General features: G+C 46.7%; 12 protein-coding genes. 7 read left to right on the top strand and 5 right to left on the bottom strand.

The window, feature by feature from the left end; all coding sequences use genetic code 11:
• Positions 1-130: 130 nt before the first annotated feature.
• Positions 131-682, top strand: coding sequence for a type 1 glutamine amidotransferase domain-containing protein (locus tag FEM33_RS01050; RefSeq protein ID WP_139010266.1), 552 nt, complete (start codon positions 131-133; stop codon positions 680-682).
• Between the two features lie 115 nt (positions 683-797).
• Positions 798-2,300 (top strand): ATP-binding cassette domain-containing protein, encoded by a 1,503-nt coding sequence (locus FEM33_RS26815; RefSeq protein WP_139010265.1) that lies wholly within the window; start codon positions 798-800, stop codon positions 2,298-2,300.
• 7 nt (positions 2,301-2,307) lie between these two features.
• Here FEM33_RS26815 and porQ read toward each other — a convergent pair whose 3' ends face one another.
• Positions 2,308-3,330: a type IX secretion system protein PorQ gene (gene porQ, locus FEM33_RS01040; protein WP_229214017.1), complete on the bottom strand. Its 1,023-nt coding sequence runs from the start codon at positions 3,328-3,330 to the stop codon at positions 2,308-2,310.
• Positions 3,331-3,459: 129 nt separating this feature from the next.
• Here porQ and FEM33_RS01035 point away from each other — a divergent pair, with 129 nt between their 5' ends.
• The 5 genes from FEM33_RS01035 (at position 3,460) to rbp (ending at position 11,858) form a co-directional block, all read left to right on the top strand.
• Positions 3,460-5,019: an acyl-CoA carboxylase subunit beta gene (locus tag FEM33_RS01035; protein ID WP_139010263.1), complete on the top strand. Its 1,560-nt coding sequence runs from the start codon at positions 3,460-3,462 to the stop codon at positions 5,017-5,019.
• A gap of 198 nt (positions 5,020-5,217) precedes the next feature.
• Positions 5,218-6,492, top strand: coding sequence for a Gfo/Idh/MocA family oxidoreductase (locus FEM33_RS01030; protein ID WP_139010262.1), 1,275 nt, complete (start codon positions 5,218-5,220; stop codon positions 6,490-6,492).
• A gap of 133 nt (positions 6,493-6,625) precedes the next feature.
• Positions 6,626-10,060: a 3-keto-alpha-glucoside-1,2-lyase-like domain-containing protein gene (locus FEM33_RS01025; protein WP_139010261.1), complete on the top strand. Its 3,435-nt coding sequence runs from the start codon at positions 6,626-6,628 to the stop codon at positions 10,058-10,060.
• Between the two features lie 217 nt (positions 10,061-10,277).
• Positions 10,278-11,114, top strand: a complete 837-nt coding sequence (locus tag FEM33_RS01020) for a strictosidine synthase family protein (protein ID WP_139010260.1) — start codon at positions 10,278-10,280, stop codon at positions 11,112-11,114.
• A gap of 42 nt (positions 11,115-11,156) precedes the next feature.
• Positions 11,157-11,858, top strand: coding sequence for an RNA-binding regulator (gene rbp, locus FEM33_RS01015; RefSeq protein WP_139010259.1), 702 nt, complete (start codon positions 11,157-11,159; stop codon positions 11,856-11,858).
• 122 nt (positions 11,859-11,980) lie between these two features.
• On the opposite strand, the gene FEM33_RS01010 is transcribed toward rbp, so the two are convergent.
• The 4 genes from FEM33_RS01010 to FEM33_RS00995 form a co-directional block, all read right to left on the bottom strand.
• Positions 11,981-13,171, bottom strand: a complete 1,191-nt coding sequence (locus tag FEM33_RS01010) for a nucleoside permease (RefSeq protein WP_139010258.1) — start codon at positions 13,169-13,171, stop codon at positions 11,981-11,983.
• A gap of 46 nt (positions 13,172-13,217) precedes the next feature.
• Positions 13,218-15,881, bottom strand: a complete 2,664-nt coding sequence (gene mutS / locus FEM33_RS01005; RefSeq protein WP_139010257.1) for a DNA mismatch repair protein MutS — start codon at positions 15,879-15,881, stop codon at positions 13,218-13,220.
• Between the two features lie 96 nt (positions 15,882-15,977).
• On the bottom strand, positions 15,978-16,538 hold the full coding sequence (locus FEM33_RS01000) for a pseudouridine synthase (protein ID WP_229214016.1): 561 nt from the start codon (positions 16,536-16,538) through the stop codon (positions 15,978-15,980).
• Between the two features lie 78 nt (positions 16,539-16,616).
• Positions 16,617-17,159 carry a Uma2 family endonuclease gene (locus FEM33_RS00995; RefSeq protein ID WP_229214028.1) on the bottom strand — a complete coding sequence of 181 codons (543 nt, stop codon included), beginning with the start codon at positions 17,157-17,159 and terminating at the stop codon, positions 16,617-16,619.
• Between the last annotated feature and the right edge of the window lie 71 nt (positions 17,160-17,230).

The following is a 17,230-nucleotide window of genomic DNA, read 5'->3' as shown; positions in this document are numbered from 1 at the left end:
GTCTACAAGTGTGTTTGCAGCGCTACACTAATTATCAAAGCATTTCTGAATAAGGACATAATTCAAATTGGCATAATTTTTGTACAACTATTTGTTCAAATAATCTAAACAGTGCATCTGCATAAAATCCGTGGAACAGTCACTAAATTTATTCAAAGTTGCAATCCTGGTTGCGGATGGATTTGAGCAGGTCGAAATGACTTGTCCCAGAAAAATCCTAAATCAGTGCGGGGCCACAACCCACCTCATCTCGCCCAGAAAAAATATGGTAAGAGGATGGAGTCATCTGGACTGGGGCGAAAGGTACAAGGTTGACGTTCCGCTGGAACTGGCCCGTGCGGAATATTACGATGCACTTTTGCTGCCCGGCGGCATCATGGGAGCAGATGCTTTACGGATCAACAAGAAGGCAATTGCTTTTGTCAGATCATTTTTTGCTGCAGGAAAACCCGTAGCTGCAATTTGTCACGGTCCTCAGATCCTGATCGATGCGGATGTTGTAATTGGTCGTACCCTAACGTCCTACACTTCTATAAAACATGATCTGGAAAATGCAGGTGCCATTTGGGTGGATCAGGAAGTGGTGACGAATAACGGACTGATCACGAGCCGTACAACGGATGACCTTTCTGCATTTACGAATACGATGATCAAGGAATTTAACCTTGAACTGCACCAGTAAAAATCAGTTTTAGTCGCAGTAAGTTTGAGAAGCATCTTTAATCAGGGTGCTTTTTTGTTTTTGATCCCGGCTAAAATTTTAATCTTTGCCGCATATATAACAACACGATTTCTCCATGCCTCTTGTCTCGCTTCAGAATGTTTCAGCGCGTAAATACGATTCCAATGTACTTTCCGAAATCAACTGGGAAATTACGCCCGGACAGAACTGGGCGATAATCGGTCCGAACGGCTCGGGCAAGACAACGCTTCTTGAAATTGTTGCCGGAAAGTGGCCGGTATCCAAAGGCCAGATCAGTTACAGCTGGAACACTCCGCTTCGGGAGACCATTGAACTGGCTTCCAACGATTACTCGCTGAACCGCATCGTCAGTGCTGGCGCGGAATATTATCAGCAGCGGTTTCACGCGTATGAAGCAGAACGAGCGCCGACTGTAAGGGCCATTTTAACGGATCAGCTCAAACCGGTCGGGACTGTCAATGAAAATTCGGTAAAACTGGAACCTTCCAAAGTAAGCAGTGAGGATTTGGAAAAGATATGTGCGCTGTTATCCATTACAAATTTGCTGGATCATCCGTTTGTGACGCTTTCAAACGGCGAGACGCGCAGAATGCTTCTGGCCAAATCGCTATTGAAAAAACCCAGAATACTCATGCTGGACAATGCGTTCAGCGGACTGGATGTTCATTCCAGAGAAGTGCTGCGCAATGCCTTAAGTGAACTTGCCAAATCCGGCGTAACGATCATCATGGCCACAACAGCTTCCGAAATCCCGCCTTGCATTACGCATGTGCTGGAACTGCATGAAGGCCGGATTAAGACATTTTCTGATATTAAGGATTTTGAATCCAAGTCAGAGCAGAATATAACACATCCCAAACCCGATCCGCAGCAGCTTGCCCGTTTCGGCAATCCTGAATTTACAGATTTTAAATTTGCGATTGACCTGCGGAACATCAAAGTGCGTTATCACGATCAGCTTATTCTGGACGATGTGAACTGGAAAATAGCAAAAGGAGAAAAATGGGCTTTGTCCGGAGCAAACGGTTCCGGAAAATCCACTTTGCTCAGCATCATTACCGCCGACAATCCGCAGCGCTTTGCCAATGATTTCGATCTTTTTGATCAGAAAAGAGGCGGTATCGGTGCTTCCATCTGGGATATAAAACAAAAGATCGGGCATGTTTCGCCGGAACTTCATCTTTACTTTCCAAGAAATACAACCGTTTTCAAAACCATTGCTTCCGGCTTCTTTGACGCAACCGGCGTATTTTTCAAAAAACTGATGGATGCCCAGCTTGTAAGAGTCCGGGAAGTTGCGGAGCTTTTACACGTTCATCATTTTATAGAAAAGGATTTTTCACAACTTTCCAAAGGTCATCAGCGTATGGTTTTGCTGGCGAGGGCACTGGTAAAAAACCCGCCTTTGCTCATTCTCGACGAACCTTGCCAGGGTCTGGATTCGGAAGCGGTCGAGTATTTCAAATCCGTTGTAAATGCGGTTTGCGACACGCCCGAACGAACATTGATTTACGTTTCACATTATCCGGCGGAGATCCCGGAATGCGTAACGCATTTTTTAAGGCTGGACAAAGGAAAGGTTACTGAAAAAATGTAAATGCCGGCTACTTTTTCTTTTCTGCAACAAACCCGTTTTTAAGGTTCATGACAATGGACAAGGAACTGCTTCCGAAACCCGGAACGTATTGCGCACGGCCGTAACTGACCTCAAACATTTTAATCCTCAGTTCCATACCGAATGAAAAACCGGCAAGTGCACCTTTGTTCGCCAGTCGCAGCTCTTGTCTTCTCAAATGATCATATCCAAGCAGAAGCCGGAAATTGGGATGCACTAATGCCTCGGCACCCAGTGAAAGATGCCGTCCGAGTTTTTCTGCCACCCCGACCTGTTTCGGAATTTTGTTACCGTTGCTATCATAAGTGTAAAACAGATTGGGATCATTGTAAACCATATCAAACCGGTTGAGATGATGCACTGTAAGGGAAACGCGGACCGGCATGTATTCCGGCTTGAAAGTCAGCCCGGCCCGGATGTCGAGCGGCAGTACAGGATCGTTGGCGCTGACGTAATTCTGTTTCAGAAATCCCATATTTTTCACCACAAACCCAACCGTAAGATCCTGACGCGGATGCCGGAAAACGCCGCCCCAGTCCAGCGCCATTCCCCAGATTTGATACGCTTCAACGGAAGCGCCTGCGAATTTAACCGTCCCGCCCAAAGTAAACGCACCGATTGTATGCCCGTAGCCCGCAGAAATCCCGTAATCGGCCGCGCGGAACTCTCCTATTACGTTGCCGATGTCATCCGTTTCTTGCATGGTTCCATAATTCAGGTACTGAATCCCGACCGCCCATGTTCCGGCCGTTTTTCCGGCTCGCTTGGCGTAAGCCATGTTTATAAACCTTGTATCCGCGAGGTACGGCATCAGGTTAACGGAAGCATGATCGGATTTGGAAGAATCGAGCAGGGCAGGATTTTGCATGAAAAGTGCGGGGTCATTGCCGGAAACCGTAAGATGTGTTGCGCCCAAAGCCACATTTCTGGCCTGTGCCGGCAGTTGCAGAAAGTCCAGTTTGTTTCTTCCGCCGGTGGATTGCGCCCGTACCGTTCCGTTAAGAGCACACATAAACCCTGTAAGCAAGTAAACGCACAGCCCGATCTTCCTCATAAGAATACAATAATTTCCCGAATCAGTAAAATGACGCTATATTTATAACCTGTTCAATAACAAATGTAACCATATCAGCCGTATTACATGGAACCCGTATCTGCAGCAGCTTCAAAAAAAGAATTACTGGATCATAAAAATGCAGAAGCCCAATCGGGCGGTGGTGAAAAGAGGATCAAAGCGCAGCATGAAAAGGGAAAGCTGACTGCACGTGAAAGGATTCTGGTTCTGGTTGATGAAGGCACATTTGAAGAAATCGGCAAGTTCGTCGTTCACCGCAGCCACGATTTCGGTCTGGAAAAGGAACATTACCTCGGCGACGGCGTAGTTACCGGTTACGGCAAAATAAACGGGCGCGTGGTCTATATTTTTGCACAGGATTTTACCGTTTTCGGCGGTTCGCTTTCCGAAACGCACGCAGAGAAAATATGCCGTATTATGGACCTGGCCATGAAAAACGGCGCACCCGTGATCGGGCTCAATGATTCCGGCGGCGCGAGGATTCAGGAAGGCGTGCTTTCACTCGCGGGTTATGCGGATATTTTTTACAAAAACACGCTTGCGTCCGGCGTTATACCGCAGATTTCGGCCGTAATGGGTCCGTGCGCGGGTGGTGCCGTATATTCTCCTGCCATTACGGATTTTATTCTGATGGTTGAAAACACGAGTTACATGTTTGTGACCGGGCCGAATGTCGTAAAAACCGTGACGCATGAAGAAGTGACTTCCGAAGAACTCGGCGGCGCCATGACACACGCTACCAAATCCGGCATTACGCATTTTGTTTCGCCCAATGAAGTCGAATGCCTGCTGGCTATCAAAAAGTTACTGAGCTACATGCCTCAGAACTGCGAAGACGATGCGCCGCGCTTGCCTTATACGCCCGGAAATGAGTCCAGACCGGCTTTAAATTCCATTATTCCCGACAATGCCAATCAGCCTTACGACATGCGGGAAGTTATTATTGAATTATCGGATGCAAACAGCTTTTTCGAGGTTCATCAAAATTTTGCAGAAAACATTGTCATCGGTTTTTCCCGGATTGCAGGCAGAAACATCGGGATTGTTGCCAACCAGCCTGCCGTACTTGCCGGCGTGCTGGATATTCATGCAAGCCAGAAAGCGGCGCGGTTTGTGCGTTTTTGCGATAGTTTCAATATTCCACTACTCGTGCTGGAAGACGTTCCCGGATTTCTGCCCGGAACCGATCAGGAATGGAACGGCATCATTACCAACGGTGCCAAACTGCTGTATGCTTTTTGCGAAGCCACAGTCCCGCGCATTACGGTCATTACACGAAAAGCATATGGCGGCGCTTACGACGTCATGAATTCCAAGCACATCGGAGCCGACATGAATTTTGCATGGCCGACTGCCGAAATTGCCGTTATGGGCGCAAGCGGTGCGGCCGAGATCATTTTTAAAAGAGAAATTGCCAAAGCCGAAAATCCCGCAGAAAAGTTGCAGGAAAAAATACAGGAATACACCGACAAGTTTGCCAATCCTTACCGCGCAGCCTACCGCGGCTACATTGATGAAGTCATTTATCCCGAACAAACCCGCGAAAAACTCATTCGCGCGTATGAAATGCTGGAAAACAAGGTGGATGTTTTACCCAGAAAAAAACACGGCAACATTCCACTGTAAATCACAATGACAATCAAATTAATACTTGCAGAACAATGTTTTGCAGAAATAGGAATGTTAAAGGAAAACTTGTTTTATTATAAAGTAATAGCGGATTAATGTTCTGCGGTATTGACCTTGCATTGCTACATTATAAATATTGTCATAATTTCACAATCCGGTTATCACCATTTTTACATTCCTAAATATCCTTAACAAATGAAAGAAAAGAAAGGCACCGATGCGTCCAGGAGAAACTTCATCAAAGGTTCGCTTGCCACGCTGGCTACTTTTTCCATCGTTCCGCGGCATGTGCTGGGTAAAGGCTTTATTGCACCGAGCGACCAGCTTACCAAAGCCATTGTCGGAACCGGCTCCATGGGACGCGGACACATTCCTTATGCGGGCACCAAAGTAGTTGCACTCTGTGATGTGGATAAAAAGCACCTTGAGATTGCAGCCGGTATGGTGGACAAAGGCGTAAAAACTTTTTCTGATTACCGCGAAGTGATTCAGCTTCCCGAAGTAGATATTGTGCACGTGGCAACGCCGCCGCACTGGCACGGCATCATTGCTGCCGATGCAGCACGCGCCGGTAAAGATGTATGGTGCGAAAAACCGATGACACGTACGATCGGTGAAGGAAAACGGCTCGTTGAGGCAGTTCAGCAGCATGGCCGTATTTTCAGGCTCAATACGTGGTTCCGTTTTGAAGACAACTTTTACGGAATGAGAACGCCGGTAAAACCCATTAAAAAATTGGTTCAGAGCGGGTTGCTAGGATGGCCGTTAAAAGTTACTGTTAGCAAGCATACGGGTTTTGACTGGAAATTTTACTGGGTCGGCAAAACAAACAATGTTCCGCAGCCGGTTCCTGCCGAGCTGGACTACGAAATGTGGCTCGGGCCTGCACCTTACAAGCCGTACAGCGAGCACCGTGTTCATCAGACTTTCCGCGGGTACTGGGATTATGATGGCGGCGGACTTGGCGATATGGGCCAGCATTACATTGACCCGATCCAGTATTTTCTTGGAAAAGACGATACCAGTCCGGTAAGTGTTGAAATTGATGCGCCGCAGCAGCATACCGAAGCCGTAGGAACCTGGCGAAGAATTACTTACACCTATGCAGACGGCTGCCAGATCGTGCTGGACGGAGAGGCAAAAGACGAAAATGTAGCTTACATTGAAGGCCCTAAAGGAAAGCTTTACCCGAATTTCAGATCGGACATTCCGGACCTTGAAAAAAAGCTGGCTGCATTCCCTGATCCCGAACCGCAGGTTACCGACTTTGTAGATGCTGTTAAAAACCGTAAAAAGTTTGCGCTTAATGAAGAAAACGGGCACCGTTCCTGTACAATCGTGAATATGGGACTGACTGCCTTAAGGCTGGGCCGCTCGCTTAAATTTGATCCTGAGAAACAGGAATTCATTGATGATGAAGGTGCAAACCGTCTGATTAACCAGCCCATGCGCGGGCCGTGGACCATTTAAACAGGAAAACACCGATTCATTGTTTCACTGCGATTTCAGTTAAAAATTCAAATCAAAAAGAAGCCAGATGCCGGCAGCTAAAAGCTAACAGCTAACAGCGTGTTGCCAGCAAAAATGCCAACCAGCTTTAAAAATGAAAAAAACGATTTATACTTTTCTGGCCTTATGCCTGATTATTTCACAGGCGTGGGCACAAACCGACAATGCACTGCAGACGAAAGTCAATGCGCTGCTTTCCAGATTTCCTTCCGAAAATCAAACGGCTTTAAATAAAAACATGGAAGAACTGGCTAGCCTTGGAAAGCCCGGATTGGTACAGATTGCTTCCATGCTTACGCCATTGGGCAAAGGCGACAATACAAAAATCCAGTATGCACTGGGCGGATTCACTTATTATGCTTCGCAGGCCGGAAAGGAAGCCTTGCGCAAAAATGCCGCCGAAGCTTACGGTGAAGCATTATCCAAAGTAAATGATCCGGACAGCAAAAATTTCCTGATTTACCAGATTCAGACCGTTGGAAAAGATGAATCCGTTGATGTCCTGAAAACCTATTTGTCGGATGAAAGATTGTCCGGCCCGGCTTCCAGAGCTTTGGCGCGGATCGGTTCTCCGGCAGCCGGCGCAGCTTTGCTGCAGGCATTGAGCAACGCATCCGGTTCAGCACAAATCGCCATTATCGAGGCGCTTGGCGGCAGCCGTTACAAGGAAGCAGCTTCGGCCATTGAAAAAACGGCAGCAAGCACGGATGTAAACCTTCGCAAAGTAAGCCTGTACGCGCTTTCAGAAATCGGCGCTCCGTCGTCGGAAACGATTCTTGCCGGTGCTGCCCAGAAAGCAGCTTATGGCTACGATGAAGCGGATGCTACGGCGGTTTACCTTAACTATCTGGCCAGACTTGCTGAAAACGGCAATGCGCCTGCCGCTGAAAAAGCAGCTTTGGCACTGATCAAAAATACGCCAGATGCCAAGCAAAGCGCAACCCGTTCCTCGGCGCTGAAAATTTATTCGGATATCAAGAAACGTGAGTCTGTTCCGGTTCTGGTTAATGCATTGCAAAGTGCCGATCCGCAGTATCGCGCAGCAGCTTTGAAACTCGGCCAGAAATACACGATGGCAGACGGAACAACGCCGTGGCTGAACGCCATGAAAAAAGCAAAGCCGGAAGTTCAGGCAGAAATAATCACCATGCTCGGACGTGCGGAATCCAAAGATGCTTTGCCGGCAATACTGAAATCACTTAATTCAAAAGACAGCAAAGTAAAACTGGCGGCTATTTGGGCAGCAGGAAAAATCGGGCAGGAAAGCAGTCTGGCAAACCTGATTCCGGTTTTGAAAAACGGCAATGCAGAAGAAATCAAAGCGGTAAAAAGCAGTCTGCTTACAATTAAAGGAAATGGCGTTGTGGATCAGCTTGCAACTGCTTTGCCCGGCTTGCCGGCCGCTGCGCAGCCTGCGGCCATTGAGGTACTTGCGGCAAGAGGTGCAGGCTCCAAACTGAATGTCGTTTCGGCGCTGCTTAAAAGTCAGAACGCGGAGGTTAAAACAGCTGCTTACAACGCATTAAGCTCACTGGTTACAAGCACTGATCTTCCGCAAATGTTTACATTGCTGAATGCAGCGGGCAATCCTGAGGAAATTACAGCCGTTCAGAAAGCGGTAAGTGCAGGCATCAAAGGTTCGGGCGACGTGAATGCACAAAGCAACATGATCCTGAAACAAATGCAGGCTTCTCCGGCTGACAAGCAATCCAATTATCTTGCGGTACTGGCGGGAATCGGCGGAAACAAAGCTTTGACTTCCGTGGTTTCAGCCTATAACAGCGGAGACGCAATTTCTAAAAAAGCGGCCATCAATGCCTTGTCAGCTTGGACGGACGCGAGCGCGGCAAATGAACTTTTGAAAATAGCAAAACAGACATCTGACTCTGATCACTTCAATGCCGCTTTGTCGGGCTATGTGGCTGCTGCTACCAAATCGACCAAAACGCCTGCGAACAAAGTAATTATGCTGCGTGAAGCAATGGACCTTACCAAAACGGACGCGCAAAAAGAAATGATCCTGAAAGAACTGTCGAGATACAGAACGTTCAACGCGTTGCTGTTTGCAGGAAAATACCTTGACAATCCGGCTACGCAGCAGGCAGCAGCACAAGCCGTTATGAACATCGGCCTTTCGAATAAAGATTTTTACAATGCCGAAATACGTAATCTGCTTTCCAAAGCAGCTTCTTTACTGAAAGGACAAGACAGCGAATACCAGAGAGAATCCATCCGCAAGCATCTGGCCGAACTGCCGACCGACGAAGGATTTGTTTCATTGTTCAACGGCAAAGACCTTACAGGCTGGAAAGGTTTGGTTGAAAACCCGATTGCACGCAGCAAAATGAGCCCTGACACTTTGGCCGCCAAACAGAAGAAAGCCGATGAAGCTGTTCATAAAGACTGGTTTGCAAAAGACGGCGAACTCGTATTTTCCGGGCATGGCGATAATCTTTGTACCGTAAAGCAATACGGAGATTTTGAAATGTACGTGGACTGGAAAATCCAGAAAGACGGCGATGCGGGCATTTACCTGCGCGGAACACCCCAGGTGCAGATCTGGGATACTTCGCGGGTAAGCGTAGGCGCGCAGGTCGGTTCCGGCGGTTTATACAACAATCAGACAAACCCGAGCAAGCCTTCCAAAGTAGCCGACAATGCTGTTGGCGAATGGAACACTTTCCATATTACAATGATCGGAGACCGCGTTTCTGTGGACCTTAACGGCGAAAATGTAGTGGACAATGTGGTGCTGGAAAATTACTGGGACCGCAAGCTGCCGATTTTTGCAAAAGAACAGATCGAGTTGCAGGCGCATGGCAACCAGATCAATTACCGCGATATATATGTGCGCGAAATCCCTCGTCCCGAGCCGTTTGAACTGTCAGAAACCGAGAAAAAAGAAGGTTTCAAGGTACTTTTTGACGGAACGAATTTATTCAACTGGGTTGGCAACAAAACCGACTATTTTATCCAGAACGGCGAACTGGTCGTTGATCCGAAAAAAGGCGGAAAAGGAAATCTGTACACCAAAGACGAATACAGCGATTTTGATTTCCGGTTTGAATTCCAGCTTACGCCCGGAGCCAATAACGGCCTGGGAATCAGAACGCCGATGGAAGGCGACGCAGCTTACGTAGGAACTGAAATACAGATTCTGGACAATGACGCTGATATTTACAAAGATTTGCACGAGTATCAGTATCATGGCTCGGCATACGGTATTATTCCTGCAAAAAGAGGATTCCTGAAACCGCTCGGCGAATGGAACTATGAAGAAGTCCGTGTACAAGGCTCAAAAATCAGGGTTACACTGAACGGCACGGTTATACTGGACGGCGATCTGGCGGAAGCAAGCAAAAACGGAACGGCTGATCACAAGGAACATCCCGGTTTAAGCCGTACAAGCGGTTATCTCGGTTTTCTGGGCCATGGCTCGGAGCTGAAATTCAGGAATATCCGGATCAATGACCTTTCTAAAAAGGCCGAAGCACCGGCTGCTTCTTCCAGAAAGAAGAAGAAGAAATAACCTGTTGCTACAAACAGGAAAAAGCCTTGTCGGTATCCGGCAAGGCTTTTTTACTGAAATTTAGCAAAAATTTAAAATATACGGCCTGGTCACTATGGCCATTTTTATTTAGCTTTGATTTATTCATCAGAAATTTATAATATAGAAAGTAAATTAGCCTGATTTAACCTTTGGTATGAATAACAGCAAACCAAAGGAAGGAATTAACAGATCATTTATGAAAACAAATTACATTGCACTCACTGCATTATTGATTTCAGCGTTCTGCGGCAGCCATTTGCAGGCACAACATACACTTACTAAAATATGGTCAACCGAAGCCACACTGCCCATTCCTGAATCTGTTTTTTACAATGCGCAGGACAAACTGCTGTTTGTAGCGCAGATTGACGGAAAACCCGGTGAAAAAGATGGAAAAGGCGGCATTGCAAAAGTAGGCGTGGATGGTAAAATCCTTGCGCAGGATTGGGTAACCGGCCTTAACGCACCGAAAGGCATGGCCCGGCTGGGAAATAAACTTTTTGTTGCGGATGTTTCTGAACTGGTTGAAATAGATATCAAATCGGGTAAAATTTCAAAAAAGCACGAAGTGGAAGGCGCCAAGTTCCTGAATGATGTGACGATTGATTCCAAGGGAAATATCTATGTTTCGGATACGGAAACCAAAAAAGTACATCTGATCAAAGACGGAAAAATTTCCACTTATTTTGAAGACCTGACACGCCCGAACGGGTTGCTGGCAGTTGGTTCCGATTTATTAATTGCAGACAGCGGAACTTTGAAAAAGCTGAGTGCGTCTAAGCAGGTAACCGTCGTTGCGGAAGGAATGGATAAAAGCACAGACGGGATTGAGCAGGTTAAACCGGGTGAATACATTGTTTCCTGCTGGGCCGGCGTGGTTTATTACGTAAAATCGGACGGAACTACCGAAAAGCTGCTGGATACCAGTGCGGACAGCATCAATTCTGCGGACATCGGCTATGACAGCGTGAAAAAAATTGTTTATGTTCCCACATTCATGAAAAACAGTGTTGTAGCATATCAACTAAAATAAATATATTTATAACCTAAAAATTAAACAAAAACAGGCGTTTCCATGGACATTTTTGTTGGGAGTCTTTCTTTTAAGTTAAAGGAAAGCGAACTGCGTGAAGCTTTCGAGAAATTTGGTAAAGTGAGCTCCGCGAAAATTATCATTGACAAAATTACACGTCAAAGCAAAGGTTTCGGGTTTGTAGAAATGCCTGACGAAAGTGAGGCAAAGTTGGCTATTAGTGAATTGAACGGAGCAGAAATGTATGGAAGGCCGTTGGTAGTGAACGAATCACAGAAAAAAGAAGCAAGAAGTGACGCGGGCGCTCCCAGAGGAGAATTCAAAAGAGAAGGTTTTAACAGACCACGGCCGGCTGGCGGAGAAGGCAGCAGTGCAGGAACGGACAGAAGCAGCAATGCCGGAAGTGACAGAAGCAGCAACGCAGGAAACGATAGAAGCAGCAATACTTACCGATCTGACAGAAGCAGCAATACCGATGGCGGAAGCAGTTCCGGCGCAGGATTTGGCGGCGGATATGGAAGTGAAAAAAGCTCAAACTCCGGCAGCAGTGACCGATATAGAGGAAATAACGACCGCGGATACAGCAGCGGTGATAAAGGTGGATATGGAAGCGAAAGAGGCGGATTTGGCGGAAAATCAAGGTCAGAGGACCGCTTTGGAAAAGGAGACTCCAAAAAAGGCGGAGGCGGATCTAAAAACTACACCAGAAGCCGCGACGACGATGACGACGATGACTGGTATTAAGATTCAATAAATGATTAAAATAAAAAAACCTGCAAGTTCAGACTTACAGGTTTTTTTATTAGCCTTCATATCCGTAATTCCTGAAGCCGGGAACATATTTAACTTTCCTGAAACAGAAAAGTTTACTGCGCCGCCTTAATCTTGTTGTCTTTAAAGAAAAGCACAAAAAGAACAAGAACCACGGCTGCAATACCGGCAGGAACCATCCATACGCTTGTCCAGTCCTTGACGCCGTTCACCGTGTACATATCCGCAACAACGCCGGAAACCCATGAACCGATTCCCATTCCGATACCGTAAGTAGCAATGGCGATCAGCCCTTGCGCAGAAGAACGGTATTTTTCTCCCGCTTTGCTGTCTGTGTAAATCTGGCCGGTCACAAAAAAGAAATCGTAGCAAACGCCGTGCAGGACAATGGCAAGGTATAAAAGCCATTCGCTGGAAGCATCGCCGTAACCAAAGCCGATAAAACGGATAATCCATGCGATAAGACCTACAATCAGCATCCATTTAACACCCAGACGTGCAAATGCCAGCGGAATAAGCAGCATGAAAACGACCTCGGAAGCCTGGCCCAGAGACATTTTATTTTCAACATTCGTCATGCCCGAGTCGGTCAGTGACGGATTGGCCATGGCATAATAAAATGAAAGCGGAATACAGATCAGCAAGGACGAAATAAAGAAAATGGCAAAAGAGCGGTCCTTGAAAAGCTTAAAGGCATCTAATCCTAGAATAGCTGAAAATGACGTGCTTGTACTTGGCTTTGGAGGCGTATTGGGCAGGAAAAATGAATACACACCCAGAATTGCGGCAGAAACCATTGAAATCTTGAAGATCATGACGCTGTCGCCGAAGCCGTAGTAACCGATAATATTGGAAACCACAATCCAGGCGACTGTTCCCATTACGCGTATGCCGGGAAAATCCTTTTCAGAGTTGGTCACCTGCTGCATGGCGATGGAAGTTGTGAGCGCCATGGTCGGGGCAAATGTGATGCAGTAAAGCAGAATAACCCAGAAAAAAGTATCGGGATCTTTAACACCGGTCAGAAAATAAAGGATGGCTGCACCGGCAAGACTTAAAACCCCGAGCACTTTCTGCGCGGCAAAGTAACGGTCGGCAATCATACCAACGAAAAACGGGGCAATAATCATGGCAATTGAAAAGGCAGCATAGGCATTTCCTACCTGCACACCCGTAGCCCCAAGCTGTGTAAACATGTATTTACTCATTTGCCCATACCACGATCCCCAGATAAAATACAGGAGAAACATCATGGCCATCAGCTGAAAACGCGTCGAATTTTTCATAAAAAGAGAATAGGAGATTAAATAGTAAATTTTAAAAGGTTAGACATCATTTCTTTACGATTTTCTGGAATTCATTCAGTTTCAGCAATGCTTCAATAGGTGAAAGTGTGTTCACATCCACAAGCGCCAGCCTTTCTTTCAGCTCTTCCAGGCGCGGATCGGCAGGCTCAAAAATGCTGAGCTGAAAATTGTTTTTCGGGATTTCCTTTACCCGTTTTTTATGTTCATGCGCTACATGGTCTTTTTCAAGGTGCTGCATGATCTCACTTGCCCTGACCACAATACGCTGCGGCATACCCGCAATCTGGGCGACGTGAATACCGAAACTGTGCGCGCTCCCGCCGGGTTTCAGCTTGCGCAGAAAAATCACTTTATTGTCAACTTCCTTTACGGCCACATTGAAGTTTTTGATGCGCGGGAAGTCTTCGGCAAGCTGGTTAAGTTCATGATAATGCGTTGCAAAAAGCGTTTTCGGCCTGCAATCCGTCTGGTTGTGCAGGTATTCGGCAATAGCCCAAGCAATGGAAACGCCGTCGTAAGTACTTGTTCCTCTTCCGATTTCATCCATCAGCACAAGGCTTCGGTCACTCAGGTTGTTCAGAATACTGGCCGTTTCCGTCATTTCGACCATAAAGGTACTTTCGCCCCGGCTCAGGTTATCGCTGGCTCCTACCCTCGTGAAAACCTTGTCCACAAGTCCGATGGAAGCTGCTTTTGCCGGAACATAGCAGCCCATCTGAGCCATCAGAACAATCAAGGCAGTCTGGCGTAAAAGGGCGGATTTTCCGGCCATGTTCGGCCCTGTTATGATAATGATCTGCTGCGTGGTATCATCCAGATACAGATCGTTCGGAACGTAACTTTCACCCAGCGGCAGCTGCTGCTCAATGACCGGATGGCGGCCGTCTTTGATATCCAGTTCTTTTCCTTCGCTGATGACCGGCCTTACATAATTGTTTTTTCTGGCAATGGTCGCAAATGAGCTCAGTACGTCCAAAGTGGAAACGACAAATGCATTCTGCTGGATCATACTGACGTATTCTGCAGCAGTAAGAATGATTTCATTGTAGATCCGGAATTCGATGGCTGCGATTTTCTCTTCCGCATTCAGGATTTTTTCCTCGTACTCCTTTAACTCCGGCGTAATGTAACGTTCCGCGTTCACCAGCGTCTGCTTTCTGATCCAGTCCGCAGGAACTTTATTCTGATGTGCATGCGTAACTTCCAGATAATAACCAAAAACCTTGTTGTAAGCTATTTTCAGCGATCCGATTCCGGTCCGCTCGATTTCACGGTTCTGCAGTTTGAGCAAAAAATCCTTTCCTTCATAGGAAATGGCATGCAGTTCATCCAGTTCGGCATCCACTCCGCTTTTGATCATCCGTCCCTGATTGGAAAGAACCGGCGCATCTTCCCGCAGTTCATTTTCAATTTTATCCACCAGAAAACTGCACGGATTCAGCTGATCCGCATATTTCCTGAGTATTTCAACGGCTGGATTTGTGACTATCCTTTTATCATCCTGCGCACCGGATTTATCCTCTTCTTTCTGTATCAGACCGGAAAGCAGCTCTTTCACCGGCCCGATCTGTTTGAGCGATTTTTTAAGCTGCACCAGTTCGCGCGGATTGATCCTTCGAACGGCAACTTTTGAAATAAGCCTTTCCAGATCGCCAATTTGCTTCAGATACTGCATAACCGATTCATGCAGCTCCTCATTTTCCAGGAAATGCGAAACCGTATTCAGGCGCTCTTCAATCGGCAGTTTTTCCTTTAACGGCAGTACAACCCACTTGCGCAGCAACCTTGCGCCCATCGGTGTAACCGTCTGATCCAGCACCTGAATCAAAGGAACGCCGCCTTCCTGCTGCGGATGAACGAGTTCAAGATTACGGACTGTAAAACGGTCAAGCCATACATACTTTTCTTCTTCCAGCCTTGTGATCCGGCCAATATGGGCAACATCCTTATGCTCCGTTTCCCGCAAGTAATGCAGCAATACGCCGGCGGCAATAACGCCCATCGGAAGTGTTTCGATTCCAAATCCTTTCAACGTCGTTGTCTGGAAATGCGTAATCAGCTGTTCGTAGCCGTAATCATAGCCGAAACACCAGTCTTCCAGCTGAAAAGTATGATATTTTCCTCCGAAAAGCTGATGAAATTCCTGTTTGTGTTTCTTGCAAAATAAAACTTCGGCAGGAGAAAATCCCTGAAGCACTTTGTCAATGTAAGCCGCATTGCCCTGCGAAGTCATGAACTCGCCTGTAGAAATATCCAGAAAAGCCACTCCGTACAAGCCGTCGGCCCCAACGTGAACGGCAGCCAGATAATTGTTTTTACGGATATCCAGCACATTATCGTTGAAAGAAACGCCCGGCGTCACGAGTTCGGTCACACCGCGTTTTACGATTCCCTTGGCAGCCGCAGGATCTTCCAGCTGGTCGCAAATGGCAACGCGCTCGCCCGCACGGACCAGCTTGGGCAAGTAATTATCAAGCGAATGGTGCGGAAAGCCGGCAAGTTCCTCATGCGAACCGCCGTTGTTGCGCCGTGTCAGTACAATTCCGAGGATTTTGGAAGTACGGATGGCATCTTCACCAAATGTTTCGTAAAAATCGCCTACTCTGAACAGCAGAAGTGCACCCGGGTACTTGGCCTTGATCTGATTATATTGTTTGTTAAGCGGGGTTTCTTTTTGTGCCTTTGCCAATTATCAGCCTTATTTAAAAAAAGGATATGTACAAAATTAACCCTTCTCTCCGGTTTGGCAAGTGCATCAGGCTGTTTTATGCATTCCTGCCTACGGTCATTTGAGAAAGTCCCGCGCTTCTTTTGCCGTAACTTCCCATACGTCCCCGGGTTTAGGAAAATTTTCTTTTTTGTCAGCCAGTGAAATTTTCCCGATCGACCACCGCACCAGACGGAGCGTAGGAAAGCCGACTGCGGCTGTCATCCGCCTTACCTGACGGTTTTTACCTTCGTGCAAAGTAATGGCAAGCCAGGAAACGGGAATATTTTTACGGAACCGAATCGGCGGATTGCGTTCCGGAAGCGCAGGCTCATTCATAGGAATCGCACGTGCAGGAAGCGTCCTGTATTGTTTTCCGTTTATGGAAATAGCAACTCCTTCTGCAAGGGAAGTGCAGGCTTCTCTGGTTATAATGCCTTCAACCTGTACATAATAGGTTCTTTCGTGCCGGTATTTGGGTTCCAGAAGTCTGGTCTTCAGATAATTGTCATTGGTCAGCAGCAGCAGGCCTTCACTGTCGGCATCGAGCCGCCCGACGGGATAGATATCTTTTGGAAATTCAAAATCCAGATCCGCCAGCGTCGGCTGTTCACCTTCACGACTGAATTGTGAAAGCATTCCAAAAGGCTTGTAAATCAGAAAATACCGGAACAAGTTTGTACAGATTGTTAATGAACAGCAGTTTTTATGATATCGTTATTTGATCAGTGAAGCAAGGTCCAGCGTAAATTCCGGAAGCACGGATTCGCCTGAAAGCACAGTATGAAGTGAATCGTGAACTTCTACATTTTTGTCTGAACGGTAAATGTAAATTTTGTTGTCAAAGCGGTCGATCAGCCAGCCGAGTGAAGTTCCGTTTGCAATGTATTCTTTCATTTTATCTTTAAGATACTTCAATCCATCGGATTTCGAACGGATTTCAATCACAAAATCAGGATATAGCGGCGCAAAAACTTCCTGCTCTTCTTTGGAAATTGCATTCCAGCGCTCGTTCCGGACCCACGAAACATCCGGCGAACGAACAGCTCCGTTGGGCAATGTGAAACCGGTGGAAGAATCAAAAACTTGTCCAAGTCTGTGTGTTTCATTCCACATGAACAGAAAACCCGAAATGCGTAAATTAAAGTTGCCTGTAAAAGCTCCTGTTGGTGACATAAGTATAATATTTCCATATGAGTCCCTTTCGAACTCTAGTGTGTCGTTCATCTGGCAAAACTGAAAAAATTCTTCCTCACTCATCAGATCGCCCATTTTTAGTGTTACTGGCATTGAAATTTCCATAATTTGGTTATTTGATTTTTGTCTGATCA

Source organism: Dyadobacter flavalbus (assembly GCF_006149045.1).
Classification (GTDB): domain Bacteria; phylum Bacteroidota; class Bacteroidia; order Cytophagales; family Spirosomataceae; genus Dyadobacter; species Dyadobacter flavalbus.
The sequence above is the reverse complement of the archived record's forward strand: the minus strand, read 5'-3'. Positions and strand labels throughout refer to the sequence as shown.